Annotated in this window: 18 protein-coding genes; 1 reads left to right on the forward strand and 17 read right to left on the reverse strand. The window is 46.5% G+C overall.

From position 1 onward, the window contains the following. Positions 1-1,073, forward strand: a 1,073-nt coding sequence (locus PHG53_01710; protein ID MDD5380343.1) for a hypothetical protein, incomplete at its 5' end; no start/stop codon positions are given. Positions 1,074-1,491: 418 nt separating this feature from the next. On the opposite strand, the gene PHG53_01715 is transcribed toward PHG53_01710, so the two are convergent. The 17 genes from PHG53_01715 to PHG53_01795 form a co-directional block, all read right to left on the reverse strand. After that, positions 1,492-2,913, reverse strand: a complete 1,422-nt coding sequence (locus tag PHG53_01715) for a DUF4139 domain-containing protein (GenBank protein ID MDD5380344.1) — start codon at positions 2,911-2,913, stop codon at positions 1,492-1,494. Between the two features lie 190 nt (positions 2,914-3,103). Further along, complete coding sequence (locus PHG53_01720) at positions 3,104-4,690, reverse strand: secretin N-terminal domain-containing protein (protein ID MDD5380345.1); 1,587 nt, start codon at positions 4,688-4,690, stop codon at positions 3,104-3,106. A gap of 40 nt (positions 4,691-4,730) precedes the next feature. Next, the gene (locus PHG53_01725; protein MDD5380346.1) at positions 4,731-5,471 is read right to left on the reverse strand and encodes a hypothetical protein; all 741 of its coding nucleotides are present in this window, start codon (positions 5,469-5,471) and stop codon (positions 4,731-4,733) included. Beyond that, complete coding sequence (locus tag PHG53_01730; protein MDD5380347.1) at positions 5,458-6,285, reverse strand: AAA family ATPase; 828 nt, start codon at positions 6,283-6,285, stop codon at positions 5,458-5,460. Before PHG53_01730 ends, PHG53_01725 begins: the two co-directional genes overlap by 14 nt. 32 nt (positions 6,286-6,317) lie before the next feature. After that, positions 6,318-6,890: a GspMb/PilO family protein gene (locus tag PHG53_01735; protein MDD5380348.1), complete on the reverse strand. Its 573-nt coding sequence runs from the start codon at positions 6,888-6,890 to the stop codon at positions 6,318-6,320. A gap of 15 nt (positions 6,891-6,905) precedes the next feature. Continuing rightward, positions 6,906-7,541, reverse strand: a complete 636-nt coding sequence (locus PHG53_01740; protein ID MDD5380349.1) for a hypothetical protein — start codon at positions 7,539-7,541, stop codon at positions 6,906-6,908. A 1-nt stretch (position 7,542) separates the two neighbouring features. Continuing rightward, on the reverse strand, positions 7,543-8,646 hold the full coding sequence (pilM, locus tag PHG53_01745) for a type IV pilus assembly protein PilM (protein MDD5380350.1): 1,104 nt from the start codon (positions 8,644-8,646) through the stop codon (positions 7,543-7,545). Between the two features lie 459 nt (positions 8,647-9,105). Continuing rightward, complete coding sequence (locus tag PHG53_01750; protein MDD5380351.1) at positions 9,106-10,899, reverse strand: hypothetical protein; 1,794 nt, start codon at positions 10,897-10,899, stop codon at positions 9,106-9,108. A gap of 32 nt (positions 10,900-10,931) precedes the next feature. Further along, positions 10,932-11,639 carry a hypothetical protein gene (locus tag PHG53_01755; GenBank protein MDD5380352.1) on the reverse strand — a complete coding sequence of 236 codons (708 nt, stop codon included), beginning with the start codon at positions 11,637-11,639 and terminating at the stop codon, positions 10,932-10,934. A 2-nt stretch (positions 11,640-11,641) separates the two neighbouring features. After that, positions 11,642-12,181 (reverse strand): prepilin-type N-terminal cleavage/methylation domain-containing protein, encoded by a 540-nt coding sequence (locus PHG53_01760; protein MDD5380353.1) that lies wholly within the window; start codon positions 12,179-12,181, stop codon positions 11,642-11,644. Between the two features lie 377 nt (positions 12,182-12,558). Next, positions 12,559-14,139: a pilus assembly PilX N-terminal domain-containing protein gene (locus tag PHG53_01765; GenBank protein MDD5380354.1), complete on the reverse strand. Its 1,581-nt coding sequence runs from the start codon at positions 14,137-14,139 to the stop codon at positions 12,559-12,561. A 15-nt stretch (positions 14,140-14,154) separates the two neighbouring features. After that, entirely contained in the window at positions 14,155-14,619 is a 465-nt protein-coding gene (locus PHG53_01770) for a prepilin-type N-terminal cleavage/methylation domain-containing protein (protein ID MDD5380355.1), read from the reverse strand. 9 nt (positions 14,620-14,628) lie between these two features. Next, entirely contained in the window at positions 14,629-15,006 is a 378-nt protein-coding gene (locus tag PHG53_01775; protein MDD5380356.1) for a hypothetical protein, read from the reverse strand. A 545-nt stretch (positions 15,007-15,551) separates the two neighbouring features. Beyond that, complete coding sequence (locus PHG53_01780) at positions 15,552-15,971, reverse strand: prepilin-type N-terminal cleavage/methylation domain-containing protein (protein ID MDD5380357.1); 420 nt, start codon at positions 15,969-15,971, stop codon at positions 15,552-15,554. Positions 15,972-16,116: 145 nt separating this feature from the next. Continuing rightward, positions 16,117-16,536, reverse strand: coding sequence for a prepilin-type N-terminal cleavage/methylation domain-containing protein (locus PHG53_01785; protein MDD5380358.1), 420 nt, complete (start codon positions 16,534-16,536; stop codon positions 16,117-16,119). 156 nt (positions 16,537-16,692) lie between these two features. Then, positions 16,693-17,904, reverse strand: coding sequence for a type II secretion system F family protein (locus PHG53_01790; protein ID MDD5380359.1), 1,212 nt, complete (start codon positions 17,902-17,904; stop codon positions 16,693-16,695). 113 nt (positions 17,905-18,017) lie between these two features. Next, on the reverse strand, positions 18,018-19,787 hold the full coding sequence (locus PHG53_01795; protein ID MDD5380360.1) for an ATPase, T2SS/T4P/T4SS family: 1,770 nt from the start codon (positions 19,785-19,787) through the stop codon (positions 18,018-18,020). Positions 19,788-20,030: the final 243 nt, after the last annotated feature.

Below are 20,030 nucleotides of genomic sequence, written 5' to 3' on the forward strand. Positions count from 1 at the left end.
CACTTGGAGCAGAAGAGCCGAACCAAGCTGTAAGAATTATTCCAGATGAGGAAGTGCCGGCAATTCTTGAACTGATAGCTAATGCCATCCGCGGGAATTACGAGCAAATCAAAACTTGGTCTGGAGAGATAGACGAAAAAATAACTTGGTTAGACACAGGAGAGAAAGTAAAAGAGATTTTTGAATTGACCGAAGAAACAGGAAAACTGCCAGAGGCTATTTTGCAAAAGGCAGAAGACAAAATTACGTTTGCAGTTGATGCAAACAAAAACCTTGTCTATGTCGATAAATTTCGAGAGAAGAACCAATTTCTTAATCCTGTTACTGGAGTCAATCTTGGAAGGAAGTCATCGCATCCTATTCAGTCGACCAAAATTGCCACGCCTAGTTATATTGTCGAGGCAAGACCCTCTAGTTTTGAAAAAAGTACCGGCCGTCTACTTTATAATAGGGCAGAAAAAAAGCCATTGAAACGTGAGCGGCAGACAGAGTGGTACAAATTATCGGATATTGGGGACCCGAGGAGAGCATTTTTCCCTGGTGCTGATTTTACCTGGGATACTCTCAACAATTTAATCAAAAGAATCAATAAGTATGGAATCATAGAGTTTAGTGGTTACAGATTAAAAATAGAAGAGCACAAAAAAGGTGATAATATCGAATATAAAATCATAGAGCCGGCGGTAGTGAACATGGAGCAAAGCAGGCCTGAGCACTACGCAATATTAACCATGGTATTTTCCAGCCGGGATGGCTTCAATATGACATACTGGGATGCCGCCACCGGAAGCGGTATGGTATTTCTAAAACATACCTGGGAATATGAGCTTGTGGACGGCATCTATTTGCCCAAGAGGAGGATAATAAAAACTTACGACACCAATGGAACAGTAACTGATGAATATGACTTTACTTACAAGAATAATAAAGTAAATCAGGGAATACCGCCCGAGACATTTACCTATAAAAATCTCGGCTTAAAAGACGGCGACAAATTCATCGATAAAATCGCAGGCAAGGAATATAAATATCAAGACGCCAATCTTGTCTTTGTCGCAGATGTAAACAAATAAGAAGCTAAGTACAGCCGCCATTTTTAATTTATCCCTCCACGTTCTCTGTGAATTCTGTGGCTAAAAAATCAATCAAAAACGCAGCTACCTTTTGACAAATCCGCAAATTCCGTAAATTTTTTTTAATCCTTTTCCCACATCGAGTTACGGGGGCCGAGCGACAAGCAACGAGCTCATTTTTCGCATCAATCGCGCAAGTTCCTTCAATTGTAGAGAAGCAGTCTCTCTATAAAGGAATTACTGATGAGCGGTTTCAAATAATCAATTAATACTGTTTGTAATTTGCTTTTCTTTTTTTCTCTGTGCTCTCTGTGGCAGACACGGAGATTTTCTGTTTATAGGAAAAAAATCAATCAAAATTATTAAATTACGCAAAACGAACCCAATTTATGGCGAGCAAACCCGAACCAATTTTTCCTCACCACGTCTGCGTGGCGGTATATTGGAGCGTGGCGGTCGAATCGGCCTCGATTTTCACTTCGAATCTGGCGGTATTGGCATCGCGTTTTTCGTAGTTATGCGTATTTTTGTCGATTGTCCAGTTCACCCATTGCGGAAACTTTTCATCGACAAAAACCGTAATCGGCTCAGCTTTTCTGTTTCTAAGCTCGATTTTATGTGTCTCTCGCGTCATACGTCTGTCGTGCTGGCTATCGACCTGCGTATATTCAGCGACCACGTCGAAGGCATTGCCTATATAAAGCAGCAGCTTTTCCTTGTTGGGCGTATGGTCGATTCTGTCCTCACCAACAAACTCCAGACTCTCATCGGCAGGGTCTTTCTTGAAGACGCGAACCTTGCCCTTAGGCAGCGCGATGCCGAGATTGTTTTCTTTTTTATTTTCAAACTCAAGCTTTATCTGAACCTTGCTGCTTTGCTGTCCCCTGCCATACATCTGCTGCCCGCCGCGTTCATAAATATAAAGCTTCTTTACCGGCACGCCCAAAGCAGGAGTGATAAACTCAACCTGCTTAACCTGATTATTGTTTATGGTGCTCTTTCTGCCGAGAGTGTACATATGGTATTCCATAAACGGCTTTTCCTCGAAGCCGCCCCCCGCCGCTTCCGCCGCCATTTTGAAAACCATATCTCCTCTCGGACGCTGCGGTTCAGCGACTCTTCTGACATCGCCGGCAATCAGTTTTATGGTCGAATCCTTGTAAGTCGCGCCGCTTTTGTTATCGATTGTCACCCAGCCGGTGAAATCAATCTTTGTCTCGTCGGCGTTCAGGACCGCCGAATAATCGGCGTTCCAGTTGATTTGCCCGGTGGTATAGGTTACCTGGCAAAGCTGGTCGCCTTTTTCTTTCGCGTTCGCAAGCCAGACCAGCGTCGGCCTGGTGACCAAATCATCGGGCATTTCTTTCAGTGAAATCTCTTCTATGCTGCTTTTGTCTAAAATCTCGATATCATTTGCCTGGCTTTTCAATATTAAACTGTCGCCCATTGACGCTAAAAGCTGGCCGGTCGATTTCCTGCCCGGGTCGGCGCCGCTGCCCTTTAAGACAGCTGTAACATTTTTATCGATATAGCGTTTGAGCAGACTATCGGTATTGACGAGGTCGTACTCGTAGTTCTGTTCGAGAACAGACACCGCGCCTGGCGCGGAGAGGCAGCGGAAATTTACGCTGGTCGGGTCAATCGCCGAGGCGACATCGGTAAACTTGGCCGTATTGAGGCCCTTCTCGAAAGACATTTGCCGGGATTCCCTTACGACCGCGAAATTGTCGTTATAAATCGTCAGAGCCGTTCCCTGTTCATTCGCTTTCTGCGGTGCTGCGAAACCGGCTGAATAGACCATTATTAAGGCTATTGCTGAAAATATTATTCGCTTTTTCATGTTATTTGCCCCTTAAATTTTAATGAGTGTCAGATTTTCAGATGGCATTGTCGCACAGTTTTTGCTGCGCGTCAAGGCCGTTAGAAATTCCGTAACGAGGTGATGATACGATTTGTGCCGTAAATAAAACCGCCCCTCGGAAACTGCCGAAGGGCGGGGTTAATAGTTCCACTATTGGCTGCTTAGCAGGTCAATCTTCTTCCGGCTTTTTTGCGGCCTTATTGTCGGCTTTCTCGGCTCCGGTATAAGTAATTTTCGGATCACCAAATTCGGTTGCTTTAAAGCATTTGAGTTCGTCCGGCGAAAGAGTCGGCTCGATAACAATCCTCGGCGTTATGAAAATAAGCAGCTCGCTGGTTACAGTTTCTTCGCTTATATCCGAAAACATGCTTCCCATAACCGGCACATCGCCGAGGAACGGTACTTTTTTAATTGTTTGGTTAACCGTCCTCTTGCGAAGCCCGCCAATCACGACAGACTGACCGTCTCTTACCAGCGCTTTTGTGTCAATTCTACGGGTGTCAACAGTAGGCACAGTCCCCAGGGGCGTAGCAGCGGCTTTTGATCCTTTTTCCGTAACAACGCCAAATTCCGGGACTATCTGTAATCTTATCATACCACCTCTTGTAACATGCGGCGTAACCTTAAGTTTAGTACCGACTTCTTTAAATTTGACAGACGTCAGCGAACCGCCGGCGGAGGTATCGCTTTGCTCGGTATAGGGAATTTCACTTACGATCTCGAAATCAGCAACTTCATTATCAAGCACCAGAATATGAGGGTTAGCAAGAAGCTTGGCGCCAACATTTTTGCTCAGAAGGGCCAGCGTTATCTCTGCATTAACCGAATCGAGAAGACCAATGCGTATGGTACCACCGGCATCCACATCAAACGTGCCGCCCACATAGGGATTACTTTTTCTATAGGCGTAATTCTCTACACCGCTCGCAGTTCCGGCGTCACTATCCTGCCAACTCGTGGCCGTTGTTTTAGTATTAACGTTAGTTGTGCTGGTTTTAAGAACTTCGTTAAAGGTGTCCACCTTACTACTCTCCGTTATCGGGTTGTTTCGGCCGAGGCTCCAATCCGGCGAGAGGTCGAAACCTTCTGTGGTTTGTATGTCATAGATTCTTACCTCGACCATTACCTGTGGTGTGATGCGGTCAATTTCGTCGATGAAGGTATCTATGGCCTTGATTGTGCTTGAGGTATCGGTAACGATTATATTACTGGTACCGGGGTTGGATGATATTGAACCTCGCTTTGAAATAAATTTTTTCAAAGCATTTTCGACTTCTGCAACATCTGCGTAGGTAATCCGATAAACCCTGTTATCAAGGATTTCGCCCTTTTGAGCAATTTCATCAACGGGTGCTATTCTTACCATATTTCTGTCTATAACACTGCCATATCCGTGCACAGCAAGAATATTATCCAGCGCTTCTATCAGCGGCACATTTGTAAGTTTAGCGGTTACATTGCCGGTAACACTGGGGCTTTTGATAATATCTACGTTCGCTTGCTCACCCATCATCCTTATGACATCTTCAATAGGTGTGTTGATGCAATCGACGCTTATTGGTTTGAGCATTCGCTGCTGAAGAGTCGTTTGGACATGCTCCAGCGTGGTTTGGTCAACGGGCTGGGTTATTGTGACCTCCATTTTATTCGGGTCCCCATCACCATTCTGGGCAACAGCGATAACGCAGACCACAATAACGAATGCAAGAACCGTTAAAAACCTCAATCCCTTATAATTTGTATCAGGGCTTCTCATAATAATTCCTTTCCAGGTCGGTTGTTAAGCAACACTCTTCCTATCGTTGAACATTTTGTATCCACTTTTTGTTGTTTGCCTCAAATTCAACGCTATTTTCATTTATTTTCGTGACGACTACATCCAATATTTTATCTCCCTGATGCACTATCTGGTTGCCAATAAGCGCAGACGGATTATCCCGGCTATAGACAATTCCTTTCACGACTAACTCACCTGTCCCTGTCTGGCCCGCGACTGAGCCGAATTGCATAGGGTCACGAAGTGTTGTCGGATAGGGACTCGGAATCTGCCAGTCAACTTTACTATTAGAACCGCCAGCAACCCTTACCGGCTCGAATGTTTCAGCCCCAGTTATCTTTCGCGAAGGTACACTAAAAGCTCGAATAAACAAGAAAATCAAGACAATAAAGAGAACAGGAGCCAATATCACCATCATCTTTTGCTTTGCGGTAATAACTCCCTGTTTTGACGCAAAGAGCTTGTTTTGAACCTGCTCGAGGGTCCGCCGCCAGGAGATTTTCTCCACAGCTTTTTTGACTGCTTTTATGATGGTATTGGCCTTAGATTGCTCGGCCGGAGCCGCTTTGGGCGACGGCTGCAAAGGCTGCTCGAATTTCGGCTTCGTTGGAGTCATATGGCTCGGAGCAGGCGGTTTTTGAGCGGGTGGTTCTGGCGCAGGCACAGCAGAAGGCCGCTGCGCGCCGTCGTTCTTTGGAAGTGACACTCCATTAAAAATCGCTGAGACTTCCTTGTGCAACCCTGCCTTATACTCTAACATTGCCTGCCTCCTCAACCAAAGCCCCGCCGATGTTTATCTCCTCGGCTAAAGCCTTACCATTGATTATCTCATCAGCCAAAGCCCTGTACTCAACAGACCCCCTGCCTCCTGGGTCGTAAGCAAAAATGGACTCACCGGTACTTGGGGCCTCAGCCAGTCTTACACCCCTGTGAATAACCGTATCAAATACCAAATCGCCGAAAAACTCCCGCATTTGCTGCTGAATCTGCTTGCTGAAAATAATCCTGTCTTCAACAAAAGTCAGCAACAAGCCCAGGATTTTCACATCACAAGGATAGAAATGCGTTCTGATAATGTTCGCGGTCTCGAACAATTGTTTCAGGCCTTCCATTGCATAGTAGTTGACCTGAACCGGCACAACGACATCGGTGCCGGCCACAAGTGCATTGAGCGTCAACAGGCCAACCGACGGCGGGCAGTCAATAACACACATTTCATATTCGTTGTCTATTGTTTTGAGCTGCTCGCTCAAGACTAATTCTTTTTTGGGTACGTCGGCCAATTCAAGCTCTGCACCCGAAAGCAAGATATTGCTTGGTGCCAGGCCAAGTCCCTCAACGCTGGTGTCTGTTATAACTCCAGAGATTGGGATTTGCGTTTTGGTAAGGACATGATAAATGGTCTTGTCAAGAGTTTCGGGGTTACAGCCAAGTCCAAGTGTGGCGTGGCCCTGGGGGTCAAGGTCAATTATCAGCGTCCTCTTGCCTTTCCCTGCAAAGGCAGCAGCAAGGTTCACCGCAGTAGTTGTCTTACCACAACCGCCTTTCTGATTTGCTATTGTTATTGTTCTCATTTTTACTTTACCTCAAGAACTTACCGATTCTTTTAACTGTCCTGTGTCCTTCTGACAAAAACCACCAAACTCATCTTAACTTGACGGTCTGCACTGTCCTTATATGAGCGAGTTATTGCGAAACTATCTACAAAGATGACCGGCCGATGCCTCTCCAGGGCATTTAGTAAGGCAGCAAACTGGTTAAAATCCGTCGTTAAGAAGTTAACCTCAATCCGACTCTCAAATATGTATTTATCAGACTCTGTCGGGGTTCTGTTGTCCCTTTTATTAGTTTCAATGCTAAATGAAGTAACTTCTTTCGCATTGGCGATTTGACTTATATCGAACGTTACATCAGTCGAATCTTCGAAATCAACAACAAAATCCTTCAATTTATCCCGTAACTGTTCGATTTGTTCATTCAACTGAACCTGTGTCTCCTTCTGTGTTGCTCTCAGCGCGGAGCTGTACATCTGTTTTTTCTCTTCGAGCAGCCTGTTGAGCTGTTCTTTGCTATTCTTCTGCGGCGCCAACATGAGCATATAGGCAAAGAAAAACAATACGAAGCAACTCATCCATGCCAAGGCTACTTTCGTAAGATATTTTCTGTAAACTGACTTCATAAAAACCTGCTACAACTACGGTTTAAAAATGCAATCTATCTCGTAAGAAACAACCTCTTTGCCTTCAAAAGTGTCGGTTTTTTGCGAAATTACGACATCCTCAAGCTTCGGTGCAAGCAAAGCTGAAAGGCGAAGACGGTCCTTGAAATCCCTGACCGCTTTGTCATTGTCGGCCTCCGACCTTCCGCTAACACTCATCTGTAATGTGCTTGCCGGAACGCTGACATCAATCATCGTGTTTGGGTCATCCATCTGTGGAACCTTTTTGGTTGCAGAGCGCTGCTTTACCTCAAGCTTGGTCAAGATCATTGAATCGGGCATACTCTCTACCACAGTCGCCAGAACAGGCGACCATTGAGTATGCCTGCCGGCAGAGGACAAAGCTTCTGATAAACAGTTATTTATGCTGTTTTTCTCCCTCTCGAATGATTCCTGCAGTTTCACAGCGTCCGACAATTTGTCAACGTACCTTTCGCAATTAACTATTGCCTGCCTTCTCGATGAGATGATAATTCTATCACTCATATAAAACCCGAGCATTATCATTGCGGCAAAAATGGGCACTGCAAACGCCACGGCGGCTATAATTAAACCCCAAGGCCCGCTCCTTATCGGAATACCCTGTCCCTTTAATAAATCCATCGTGAACATATCAGACCGCCCTCATCGCAAGACCTGCCGCTACCACCATCTCAGGCCCATTTTTTTTGAGAATGTCTCGACAGTTTTGGTTTCCATCGCAGGACGCTTTCTCAAGCGGATTCCACAACACAGTTCTGGCAGGAAGACGTTTATCCAATAACTCGACAAACCTCTTGACCGGAGCAAAGCCACAGACAAATATTTTTTCAACAACGGTTGATTTCTCCTGAGCCGTGTAGTATCGCAATGTTTCAGTTACATCGACAATCAATTTCTGACAGCCCTTCTCTAAACTGTCACCGAGATCTATTTCTGGTCCCGCCGGATTTTCACTGCCGAGCAGGGTTTTCCTGACAGCGTCCGTTGAAACATCCTTTTCAGCGGCAATATCTCTAACTATTGTCCCGCCGGCGCAGGCTATATCGCGAATAAACGGCACAGCATTAGCCCCCATAATTGCCAGAGTTGTGTAAGTGTTGCCGATGTTCAAAATAGCTGTTGTCCGGCCGGCTTCGGTTTTTTCGTATTTACTGAAGCAATTCAAAAGTGCCAATCCGTCAACATCCATCAAAACACAGTCCAGAGATGCTTCCTTGACAAGTTGTTTCTTTCTTTCTATCAGCTTATTCGTCGCCGCTACTAATATGCCACAGATATTATTCTCTCCACCAGGCACCAATTGGTAATCAACGGCACTGTCGTCAACGTTAAACGGACAAACCTGCGAAGCTTCAAGCATAACCGCTCCCTGGGCTTCTTCGGGCGGCAATGAAGGAAACTTGAAATAGCGTACTGCGACTTCCGGGCCGCTTACGCCGCAAACAGCCAATCGCGTCTGAACCCCGGCTGACTGAAGACATTCGCTAATTGCCCTGACGATGTTTATTTCTTTTTGCTTGCTGTTGGTTTCCGTTCCATTGGCAATGTCAGCTATGCCGGCTGCGGTAACGACGTAGTTGGTATCATCCTTGTGCAACTGGATTATTCTGACCGTGGAAGAGCCAATATCAAGCCCGAGGACTTGCAGCTTCTCAATGTCAAATGCTCGTCTCCAATCCAGGTTTCTGGCTCTTTCAACCGAAAGATTAAATAATCGTTTCAAATCCAAGTTCATAAATCCTTCAACCAAACCCCAGCACTTATCAAGCGTGAGCATAAGCTCAACAGGTGCCAGACAAAAAATCCCGGAATAGAATTTCCCTCAACATCCCTATTTCTCCCACAATATCGCTATAATCCAACTCCGAACGCATAATACATAGTTCTTCATCGGCTTAAAAAAGCGGGTGTTTTACTTAGAAATTACCACACACGGGTTTCCATAGGTTAGTGTCGTGATTTTAGCGTGTGAGGTCTTATAAGTATCGTGGTTTTAGCCTGCAGATAAAGATTTCGAACATCAAGCAAGTCTCTATCGCATCAAGGATTGCAAAATCGAACACCCGCAAGGGACTTAAAGGAGAGCTTTTGAAAAGTTATCGGTCGTGGGGTTTAATGGCACATAGTTTTGGGTTTCCGCCAAGCTGGGCCCTCTTTTTCTACCCGCAATCTGTCAGGATTTCGCTGCTAATTATTAGTCGCCTAGTCGATAATCATGCCAGCCGGCAGGTGCAGGAATATATTTACCTCTCAACCAGATATCGCCCGGCAAAACACCTTCGAGCAATCGTTCATCCGAATAATAATATTTAAGGAAACCATCGTAGCCAATCACACCGACGACCCCTCTCGCAGCTTCGGCAATAGTTCCTCGTACAATAAGGTCGTCCTGAATCCCGCTCTCTTCCTTTCTACCGCCGTAACCGTTCCAATAGACATTTTCAGCCCCCCATCCTCCACCGCCGACCGTCAGAGACGTCTCCACTACCATCGGGTCCGGCAAATGTCTTTCGTATATTTCGGCGTCCTGCCAGACTGTTCGCCGATTTCGTCCTCTGCCGGTTGTTACCCATATGCCGGCATCATGCCGACCAATAGGAACGTAATCATACCCGAAAACTGTCCTGGGTGGGCCGGGATAATCGTTGGTCCAGTCTTGGTCATAACTGGACATACCCGGGTCAACAACTTTTATTACGCCCTGAGCAATCAGTCCCAGTACGTTGGGATTATCCATTGTCGGTCTGCCGTTGGCATCGTGCGGGCCATCAACTACTACAGAGTCAGCAACCCAGATATTGTCTGTTGCTATGACGGTAATCTTGCCTTTTACCACCTGGTCACCACCGTGGGCGGCTTCATCACCACCAATAATTACACTACCGTCAACAAAAATCTGACCGCCCGGTTCAGATTCCACCCCGCCAAATGATTGCGATACGTATGTTTTCTCCACTGGTATGGTGGTCCTCTGGCCGCCGTGAGGCTTATAATGATAGGCGTAAATATCATACCTTTCAGACCGCCTCCCATCGGTGCCGGGCTGGATTTTAAAATCCAATGTCTTGTAGTCTCTATTCCTCTGATAACCACTGACCGTACAATCATCGGTTATACGGATTTTGCCAACACCGTCTTCGACAAAAAATTCGAGCTGAACAGCGGGGTTAGGTCTGCTGACCGGCGCATGTGCCACCGGCGTGAACTTGTATTCGTCTTTTGTGCTGTCTTCGAAGCGATCGACCTTGGTCTGGATGGAAGCTTCATCTGTTATTCTGCTCTCAGGCTGGTTAAAATAAATCCCACCGTCGAAAAGCCCTATTACAGATGTGTATTTATCCGAGCCGCCATCGGTATATCTTGACTCACCCATAGCTACAGATTGCAAAAATTGCGGGCTGCCCGATATATAGATGTCCCTGTAATCCGGATGGTCATGCAGGTTGTTAATGTGCAGCGGCAGGTCAATTATTTCATTGGAAGCGAAGTATACCTCCATAGTGCTGGTACCTCCGCACAGAATTCTCGACATTCCCATATCCCAGCCGCTCGCCGCCTGAAGCACTAAAACGTCCACCGTCCTGTTGAAAGTGCCGCTATGGCCGTTGGAAATAACCCTGTAAACGGGACGGCTTCCTGAAAATGTAAAAAGCGAGATATGATAATCACAATCGCCGTCCGGGAAATTCAGCACACCGGTTGTTCCCGGCACAGCATCCTGCAGCGCACTTAGCATATCCTGCTGCTGGCCCATCCAAAAAATTGCCTTTTCATAACCGGCCTCAGCGGCGAGCATCGCGGCCGTCTCGTTTCTCAGCAGGAGTGCTCTGTGTCTGACTCCGTAAGCGATAGTCAACAGACCCACTCCCAAAGCTGACAAAACAACCAAAGACACGACGACCAGAAAAAGAACCGAGCCCTCTTGTTTCCTCCGGAAGAAGGAAATGGGACAGTTTTGAGTTTTGCGTTTTGAGTTTTGAGTTCTCATGATATCCCAGCTTCGACTAACTTTCTAAATACTTACCTTGGCCATATATTTCGCAACAACGTAGCTGTCATGACCTTGACAGTCTCACCGTCTGCGGGATCTGTCAGAGTAATATTAATTCTGACCGACCCCTGCCCCACGCCGTTTAAGGTTGTGTGGCTGAAAGCACCGATACCAGGATTAGTGCTGACATTTTCTGCAAGAACCGTCGTGGTTATATTCGAGGTATTTCTGCTACCGCCGGCCAGCACGGCCCCCGGCGGATACGGGCCGTAGTCAACCTTCAACAGGCCATCTTTTACATAAAAGAGAGCATAAGCTGTCGCTGTCTTTGCAACATTCATCACCCCGTGGCTGTCGGTTTCGTCGAGATCAACATCCCAGTATTTGAACTCCACCGCATTGCCGGACACCACCTCCTGCGGGTTCCCTGTACTCGGCACGGCGGGTGTAAAAGTGCTACCATTTATGTTATAGATTATGTAACTAAGACGGTTGGCCTTTCTTCCCACACTGCCGAATGCTATCGTAACATCATAGGCTTGCAACCTTATTTCCCTGTTGGCGGAGGTGTAGGCTTTCTGCCAGGTCCGATTGCCAGTAACAAGTAAGCTCCCAATCGCCAACACAATTATCAAGCTGATGACCATAGTAATAGCCAACTCGACCAAAGTAACACCGGAACGGAACCTGTGTCCCATATTTCGTACCTCGTATCCTGCATAAATCCGATTTTGCATTTTTACCCGCCTGATGCATCAAGACGAACATAAGTAGTCAGAGCAAGAGATAAAATATTCTCCAGGTAACTTTCCGGAAACGTCATATTCCCATGGTTGTCGATTTCTCCAAATCTCACTACAACAGCAAGCTGCCGCAGTTTTATTTCTGCTATGGAGTCGTCAGCAACGTCCTCCCATCTGAGCGTAACCAGCATCGGCAAGCCATCAACTACGATAGCATATGCATAATTATGCAGTGGACTGCCCAATCCCCCACCGTGTCCCTGACTCCATTGGGAGGGTATGAATAAGCGGGGTGAAAAGCCCAGTCCCAGCGCAGCCAAGTCATAATCTTCTGAGCCGCCGGTGCTCTTCCAGTCTTCGAGCAGTAACAGTGCGGTGCGCACAGCAATGGTTTCCGCACGGGCTATCCGGACGTGTCCGACGGTATAATATTGACTACCCAAAGCGCCTAAGGCGGCTATGGATAGAATGGCCATAGCCAGCATTACCTCAATCAGGGTACCTGCCGACGCAAATTTGGGTCGCTTAACAGTCATAATCTAACTCCGAACGCACAATGCATAGTTCTTCATCGGCTTAAAAAAGCAGGTGTTTTATTTAGAAATTACTACTCACGGGTTTCCACAAATTAGTATCGTGATTTTAGCATGTTAGGTCCTATAAGTATCGTGGTTTTAGCCTTCAGATAAAGATTTCGAACATCCGGTAAGTCCCTATTGCATCAAGGCTTGCAAAATTGAGCAACTGCGAAGAAATTAAAAAGGGCTTTTGAAAAGTTATCGGTTGTAAGGTTTAAGGGGATGCAGCTTTCTATTTCTATCAGCAATCTGACGTAATTTATCCGTTTATTATCAGTCGCTTGCTCGACAATTACGTCAACCTGGAGATGTCTCGCCGTTTGCATATATTGGCTTTATGGCAATTCTTCCCAGTCTGTTAGTTCGCCGCTGAGAATAATTCCAGTTCCTTTTGGAAGGCCAGGCGGCTGCGTACTCCGGTCCCAGACCCGGTCATCATAATTAACTATCATCTGATAATGCTTTAGAGTGTTAACTTCTGTTGAGGTCAGAACTGCTCCCGTCACGGAGTCATACCATTTGTTGGTTGAAGGGTTATAGCGGGCCGGCCTGCGTTCATCTACCCAACGCCCCCACCTGTCCCGATACCTATCCGTGTACCAGTCCCGCTCAATCGAAACGTTGTTCAATGCGGAAAGGTTACCCATGACCGTAAAGCCGATCTTGGGTTCCTCCAATATGGTGGTGTCAATGGCGGTATTGTAAAGGAAGTCATTGGCTGCGAACATCATTGCCGAGACATAGCCCACAGTTCCATTAACAGGGTCGCCGAAATAGATGTTGCCTCCTTTGATAAGCTTACCCGAACCGTTGTATTTGCCTAACGCCACCAGACCCAGCATGCTGTCTGCATCTGCATACTGCAGATTATCGCAGAGGTGGATATTTCCCGTCGCGACGATTGTCACTTTTCCGTCAATCAAAAACCCTTTTGTCTTGTCGCTGTGAACCCACAAATCGCCATCCACGTAATAGACCCTGTCGGCGCCCATGTGCAGGGGCGTTGCCCCGGTAAAGGGAGTCCCGTCTATGAAGCCGCTGGACGGCTCGAAGAAGTAGTCATCCACGTTTATCGTACTGGCGCATGCGGCCCTTCTAGTTCCGTCGCTTGGATTTATCTCAAAGACGTCTCGCAGTTCATTGCCGGCCGGCAGGTATCCTTGAGTAACGCCTGCGTCTGCAAAGATTTGGCTGACATTATGCGTATTATTTACGGCATAGTCCATACCCACTAAGTCGGGAGAGGCCTGCTGCCCGGAGTGCTCGGCAATATCTCCGGAAATCGTCGCGCTGTCATAGAGATTAACTTTACCAGTGGCGCTAACGTCTCCATTAAGCCCATAGGTATTGGGAGTGGGGGCGTGATCGACCTTGCTTTGCTCGTACAAAGCGACATCGCCGTCAACAAACATATTTCCGTTAACTATATCTTTGCCGCCCTGTGACAAGAGGACGGGCTGTCCCCATTGGTTTACCCCCATACTCTGAACGGGATTGCCTGTTCCCCTTAACATAAGCGTCCACGCCGATCCGCCCGCGCCGCCGGCGTATATGGCGTTTTCGTATGGAGGAGCAAGAAAGGACACCGTTACCTGTATTCTTTTTACCTGTCCCATTACTGTTCCGGTTGCAACAGCACATGGTTCGCTCCCGCTAATGTCAAAATCAACGCGGTAATTTCCTTCTCCCAACGCTGTCTCTGGAATGCTTGCAAATTGTCCACTTGCGGCGAATACTCCCAATCCTGCTTCAGCTAAGTAGAATGCCTTGGCCTTGTTAACATCCTTCCGAGCCAATACTGCCTCACTGTCAGCTATACTAAGCACGGAGAACCCTAAAATGGTAAGGATAAGAATAAAGACTATCACTGCAACAAGCACTATACCCTTGTTGGATTTTGACACTCTGATTTTCATCTCACACCACCATCCCTAATTTCGTATCATTACTGTTGATACAAAATACGTTTGCACATCACCATCTTGCAGCCCGAGGTCTATTGTTACCGTATCATTCACATCATCCACATTAAACTGTAAATTCTGCACATCATCCACTATAGCAGATGGCGGGCCTGGTACCACCTGGCGTTGAAGCGTATCTTGTCCATTGTTCAGCTGAAATCTTGTGGTGTTCCCTGCCGCGTCTGTTACTCTTATGGCCTTGCCGCCGGCTTCCAGTTTCACATCCGCTGCACTTTTAATAGATTGGCTCATTACAAGCATAGCGTACGAAGCGTCCCTTTGCAGATTTACCTTTTTCCAGGCTTCATTCCAGAATGTCTGACCTCTAACTATAATTATGCCGGTTGCGAAAATTATAATAGCGCTTGCTATAATCCCAACCAAAAGTTCTGTAAGAGTGAAACCTTTTCGTGATTTTGTTTTCATTTTCATAGAATACACCTAAGGAGCAATGCAAGTGACTATAGTTACATCACGTGATTTATTTCCATGCAGCCAGCTGACAGTAACTGTGACCTCTTTATAAGGGCCGGCACTCACCGTGTTCACACTCCGGTTGTAAGATGCATCGTCTAAAGCAATAGGACCATCCGTTGTGGTGCCTGCTGGTATGCTGGCATAGTCGCCTGCTTTTAACTCTTCTAATTTCTGAGCAGCCAGGTAGGTGGCTGCGCGATAATGTTTCTGCAGACTAATATCGCTTTTCCCGAAAACAAAGAGAAAAGAACTTCCTGTTATTGCAACCATAGTGATTAAAATGGCTGTCATTACTTCAACTAAAGTAGATGCCGCCATCTGCCTGCGTTTTTTAACGGTCATAATCATTTTGCTTCCACTTTCACAAACAGCAGGGCTTTGTGCCTCCTGTTTTGTTTAATAAGGAGGCAGTGATCGCCCTCTTTCAGTTGATAAGAAAATTAGAATAATGCACACTGAAGGGTTTTCCTCTCTTTATGTCCTTCCTAATTAAAGTATACGCCGGAAAACCATCAAAGCAAAGTTGTTTGTCACAGAGAGCCAATTTTGCCCCAGATGCGTTGAGCATTCTTAACCCCCATCATTGGTTCACCCCTGTGCCGTTATAGGACCCGCCGGAAATAGCGGATTTGTCCGCACCTTTCAGGCAAAAGGGAACCCAGATAAAAACGGCGTCGGAAACACAAGAGTTTTTCATCCTTCGTAATAAAGCCAGCGTGCTATTTAATCAAAGATGGCTATACGACCATAGCCATCATTACTTCAATCAGAGCAACTGCCGCCGCAGATTCGGGCCGCTTAACAGCCCTGTCCTCTCTATCAGTTGCTCTAAAATAAGACCTTATTTATAGGCGCTCACTTATTCAGAATAAATATACAATAAGCCCTTACGGCGTTTCCGTCCAAGTACCTGCCTGATTCAGTGTAATCGCACTAGGACTTGTGATGCCTGTACCAGTATTGGTGGCCCTGATTGTAAATGTCAACTCAGGGTCAGCCCCTGCCGTAAAAGCCGAGGTTGTAACCGAATAATTGGCAATGGTGAAATGCGTCCCGTGAAGGTCGCTGGCGCTGAATCCCAGGGTCGCCAGCGTTGGTAAATTTGCTCCATACGTTCCAGCCGCACCCTTCTCAGCAGAATAGGCACGCAGCGATGCGGCGATGGTGCCCAGCGCGGCCTTTCCTTCCGACCACTTGGCTGAATCAATTCGGCCCCGCATAATCGGAATTGCCACCGCTGCCAAGACGCCGACGATGAGAATAACCACCATCAGCTCTATCAGCGTAAAACCTTTTCTGCTTCTCACTTTGACTTCTCCAAATATCGCTTCACTCACTCTTACTTCGATTTAGAGCAACTGTTGCAGCGGATTTGGACTGTTTAACAGCCCTGTCCTCTCCCTTCAGTTGCTCTCAAATAAGACCTTATTTGCAATTCAAACAGAATAAACCTTACGGCGTTTCCGTCCAAACACCTGCCTGACTCAGTGTAACCGCAGAAGGACTTGTGATGCCTGTACCAGTATTGGTGGCCCTGATTGTAAATGTCAACTCAGGGTCAGCCCCTGCCGTAAAAGCCGAGGTTGTAACCGCATAATTGGCAATGGTGAAATAAGTCCCGTGAAGGTCGCTGGCGCTGAATCCCAGGGTCGCCAGCGTTGGTAAATTTGCTCCATACGTTCCAGCCGCACCCTTCTCAGCGGAATAGGCACGCAGCGCTGTACCTATGGTGCCCAGCGCGGCCTTTCCTTCCGACCACTTGGCTGAATCAATTCGGCCCCGCATGATCGGAATTGCCACCGCCGCCAGGATGCCGACGATGAGAATAACCACCATCAGCTCTATCAGTGTAAAACCTTTTTTGCTTTTCATTTTGATTTCTCCTAAAAAATGTCTCAAGATTATAAGTTTCTACCCTTTAGTTTTTCGCTTCATCTATCGGTCAAATTCACCAGTGACTGTACTAGTTTTTCGACTTTACTTATCGCCTTTTCCCTAACAATGCCAAGGTCCGCTTCTGCTGCCGGGCTAGCTTGCCATGTCCGACATTGTGAAAATCGGCAGATACATCGCAAGAACTACCACCAGCACAATCGCTCCAACAGTTACAATCATTATCGGCTCAAGCATACTCGTCATGAAGGTTATTGTGGAATCAACCTTTCGTTCGTAATGGGTGCTGGTTCTTTCAAGTACTGATGCTAATGAGCCGCTTTCTTCGCCTACCTGTATCATTTTGATGACCATATTAGGGAAAAAGCCGACTGCGGCCATACTCAAGGAGATGTTTAAGCCTCCGACAATACGTTCTTTGGTTCGTGTTACGGCCGACTTTATAATTTCGTTATCGGTCATTCCGGAGAGAATATCGAACACATCAAGCACCGAAACGCCTGCTGCCACCAAAGTCGACATCGTTCTGCAGAACGTTACAATAAATGCCTGTTTGATTACCTTGCCAAATAAAGGTATGGACAGAACGATTCTGCTGAAGAAATGATGGCCTTTTTGGGTCTTGGAGGTTAAAACCGCAAAAACTATCACGAAAAGAATGGAGCCGATAATGTAGTGGAGGTTGTGTTGTAGAATACTGTAAACCGCCATGAAGCCCCTGGTAAAAGCGGGCAGTTTACCGCCTATCTGGTCAAATATAACACGGAATCGCGGAATAATAAAAGCCATAATGAATATGACTATCAGCACTATAAATCCGAGCACAAAAATGGGATAGGCTATTGCACCTTTAACTTTTCTTGCCAATTTATCGCGGCTATCAAAATACTCCGCCAGTCTGCGCAGCACCTCCGAGAGATTACCGCTGGCCTCTCCGGCTAATATCATCGCATAAGCCAGCCGGTTAAAAACCTTCGGATATTCCAAAATACTGTTCGAAAAAGTCTCTCCCTTAAGCATTTTTTCCAAAATCTGTTTTAATATTGTTCGAAGCTGCAAATTGTCCACGTCTTCACTAATGGTCTCCAAGGCCGTGGGAATAGCAACTCCTCCCTCTACCATTGTGGTCAACTGCCAGCAAAGTGCTGCCAAGTCCGCCGATTTGATTCGCTTGCTGAAATCTGTCAGGTGCTTTTTTGGGGTGTCCACCGCTATCTCGTTGACAGAGACAGGAGTAAGCCCCTGTTCACGAAGCCAGCCAAGTAAATCATTTGAGGAAGAAGCATCTTTGAAGCCTTCCTTGCGCTGCCCTGACGAATCCCGAGCGATATATTTGTAGTTTTTCATTTATCAGACCTTACCTAAAATTGCCTGGCATTAATTCGCTGCTTTAAGGCTTCCTCGCAGCTATATATTATCGGCGTCTAAAAACCTCAAGTTCACTAAAAAATAGAGCCTTATTATTTCACTCCTATGTCTTCCGTAAATGCCGTGCTAAGGACTTCTTCTGCGGTAGTTAAGCCATTCATCATATTACTGATGCCGCTTTCAAATAACCCGCCATAACCCTTTTGACGGGCCGCTGCTCTAATTTCTCTTTCATTTTTGCCGTTAATGATCATTTCGCGAATATCTGAATCCATTACGAGGAACTCAAAAATCGGCAAACGCCCCTTATACCCTGTGTTCCCACAGGCGCCGCAGCCCTTTCCGTGATGAAAGACAGTGTTTTTGGCCTGCTCCGGGTCAATTTTCAGGCGTTTAAGAACATCCGGGCTGAGCTCGACTGGCTCTTTGCATTTCTCACAGATTTTTCGAACAAGTCTTTGGGCAACGATTAAGTTGAGCGTTGAAGCCAGCAAATACGGCTCAATTCCCATATAGATAAACCTGCTTATCGCACTGGGCGCATCGTTGGTATGGAATGTGCTCAGAACCAGGTGGCCGGTCAAAGACGCTTTTATTGCGATTTCAACCGTTTCTTTGTCCCTGATTTCACCTATTAAAATTATGTCCGGGTCCTGTCTCAAGATTGCCCGCAAACATGTCGCAAAATCGAGATTGATTTCCGGCTTGATTTGAATCTGGTTAATACCGGCCAGACGGTATTCAACCGGGTCTTCAACCGTGGTAATGTTTTCCGTCGGGTCCCTCAGGTAATTTAACGCCGCGTATAATGTGGTGCTTTTACCGCTGCCGGTCGGCCCGGTGACAACTATGATGCCGTGGGGCTGAGACAATGCGGTTTTAAATTCTTCGAGACGTTTTGGTTCAAACCCCAGCTGGTCAAGGTCATGGCTTGCCGCTGCTGAATCGAGAATTCGCATCACTATCTTTTCGCCGTATATTGTCGGAATTGTCGAGACTCTGACATCTATATCTCTGCCGGAGGCTCTTACTTTTAATCGGCCGTCCTGGGGCAATCTGCGTTCAGCAATATCCATATCTGAGAGAATCTTAATCCTGGCAGTCACCGCGGACTGCATTTTTCTGGCCGGCGGAACCATATCACGAAGGATACCGTCAATTCGCATACGAATCATCATCGACTTTTCCTGCGGCTCGATATGAATATCACTTGCTCTGCTTTTGACCGCCTGGCTTAGTAACAAGTCAACAAAACGAATCACAGGTGCTCTCGCTGCAGCTGCTGCGCTCTCTGCGTCTGCCTCCTGGGCCTCATCTGTAACCGACGTCACCTCGCTATCTTCACTAACTCCGACAATGTCGCGGAGCTGTTGTTCCTCGACATCAGAACCATGATAAATCACCTCTATCGCCTGCCGAATTTCCTTGGGCGAACTAATTACTACTTTAATTTGACGTTTTATTTTCAGCGAGATTGTATCTATCGCTACAACATTAAGCGGGTCTGCCATCGCCACGATAACGTTGCCATCTACCTCACCAATCGCCACAAGACAAAATCGTTTGGAGATAGCCTCAGGTAACATTCGAGCGATACTCATATCTGTCTTGGTAATATCATCGAGGCGGATATATTCCATTGAGAGATGTTCGGCCAGGGCCGTGGTAATATCTTCTTCGCTCAGCATTTTCCGTCGAACCAATACCTCGCCGAGTCGGCCGCCATGCTCTTTCTGTTCGTTTAACACCTCAGTCAGCTCTTCGCGGGTCAAAAGCCCTTTGGATACGAGTAGTTCGCCAAATAAAATGTCGGCTTTAGTTTTAAAGGTAGTGGTACTGGAAATTTCTTGCGCGGGTTTCATTCAATCTCCTCTTTCTGTCGCCATTCAATAAGCTCTTTTCCAGCAAAATAAGTTTTTCCCGATAAATTGCAAATACGCAATCAGCAGGCGTTTTATTTTTACTTAAATCTTCGTGGTAAGAAGCTCAACATAAGAACTGGAAGCTTCTTCCCTGCCCGCCGCTTTATCGTTTAAAGTATAATAAACAAAACATCGGAAGCAAAAAACCGCCGCTTCATCCGAAAATAGCAAATAACCTTGCCG

The sequence above is a fragment of the Phycisphaerae bacterium genome (assembly GCA_028714855.1).
Classification (GTDB): Bacteria; Planctomycetota; Phycisphaerae; order Sedimentisphaerales; family Anaerobacaceae; genus CAIYOL01.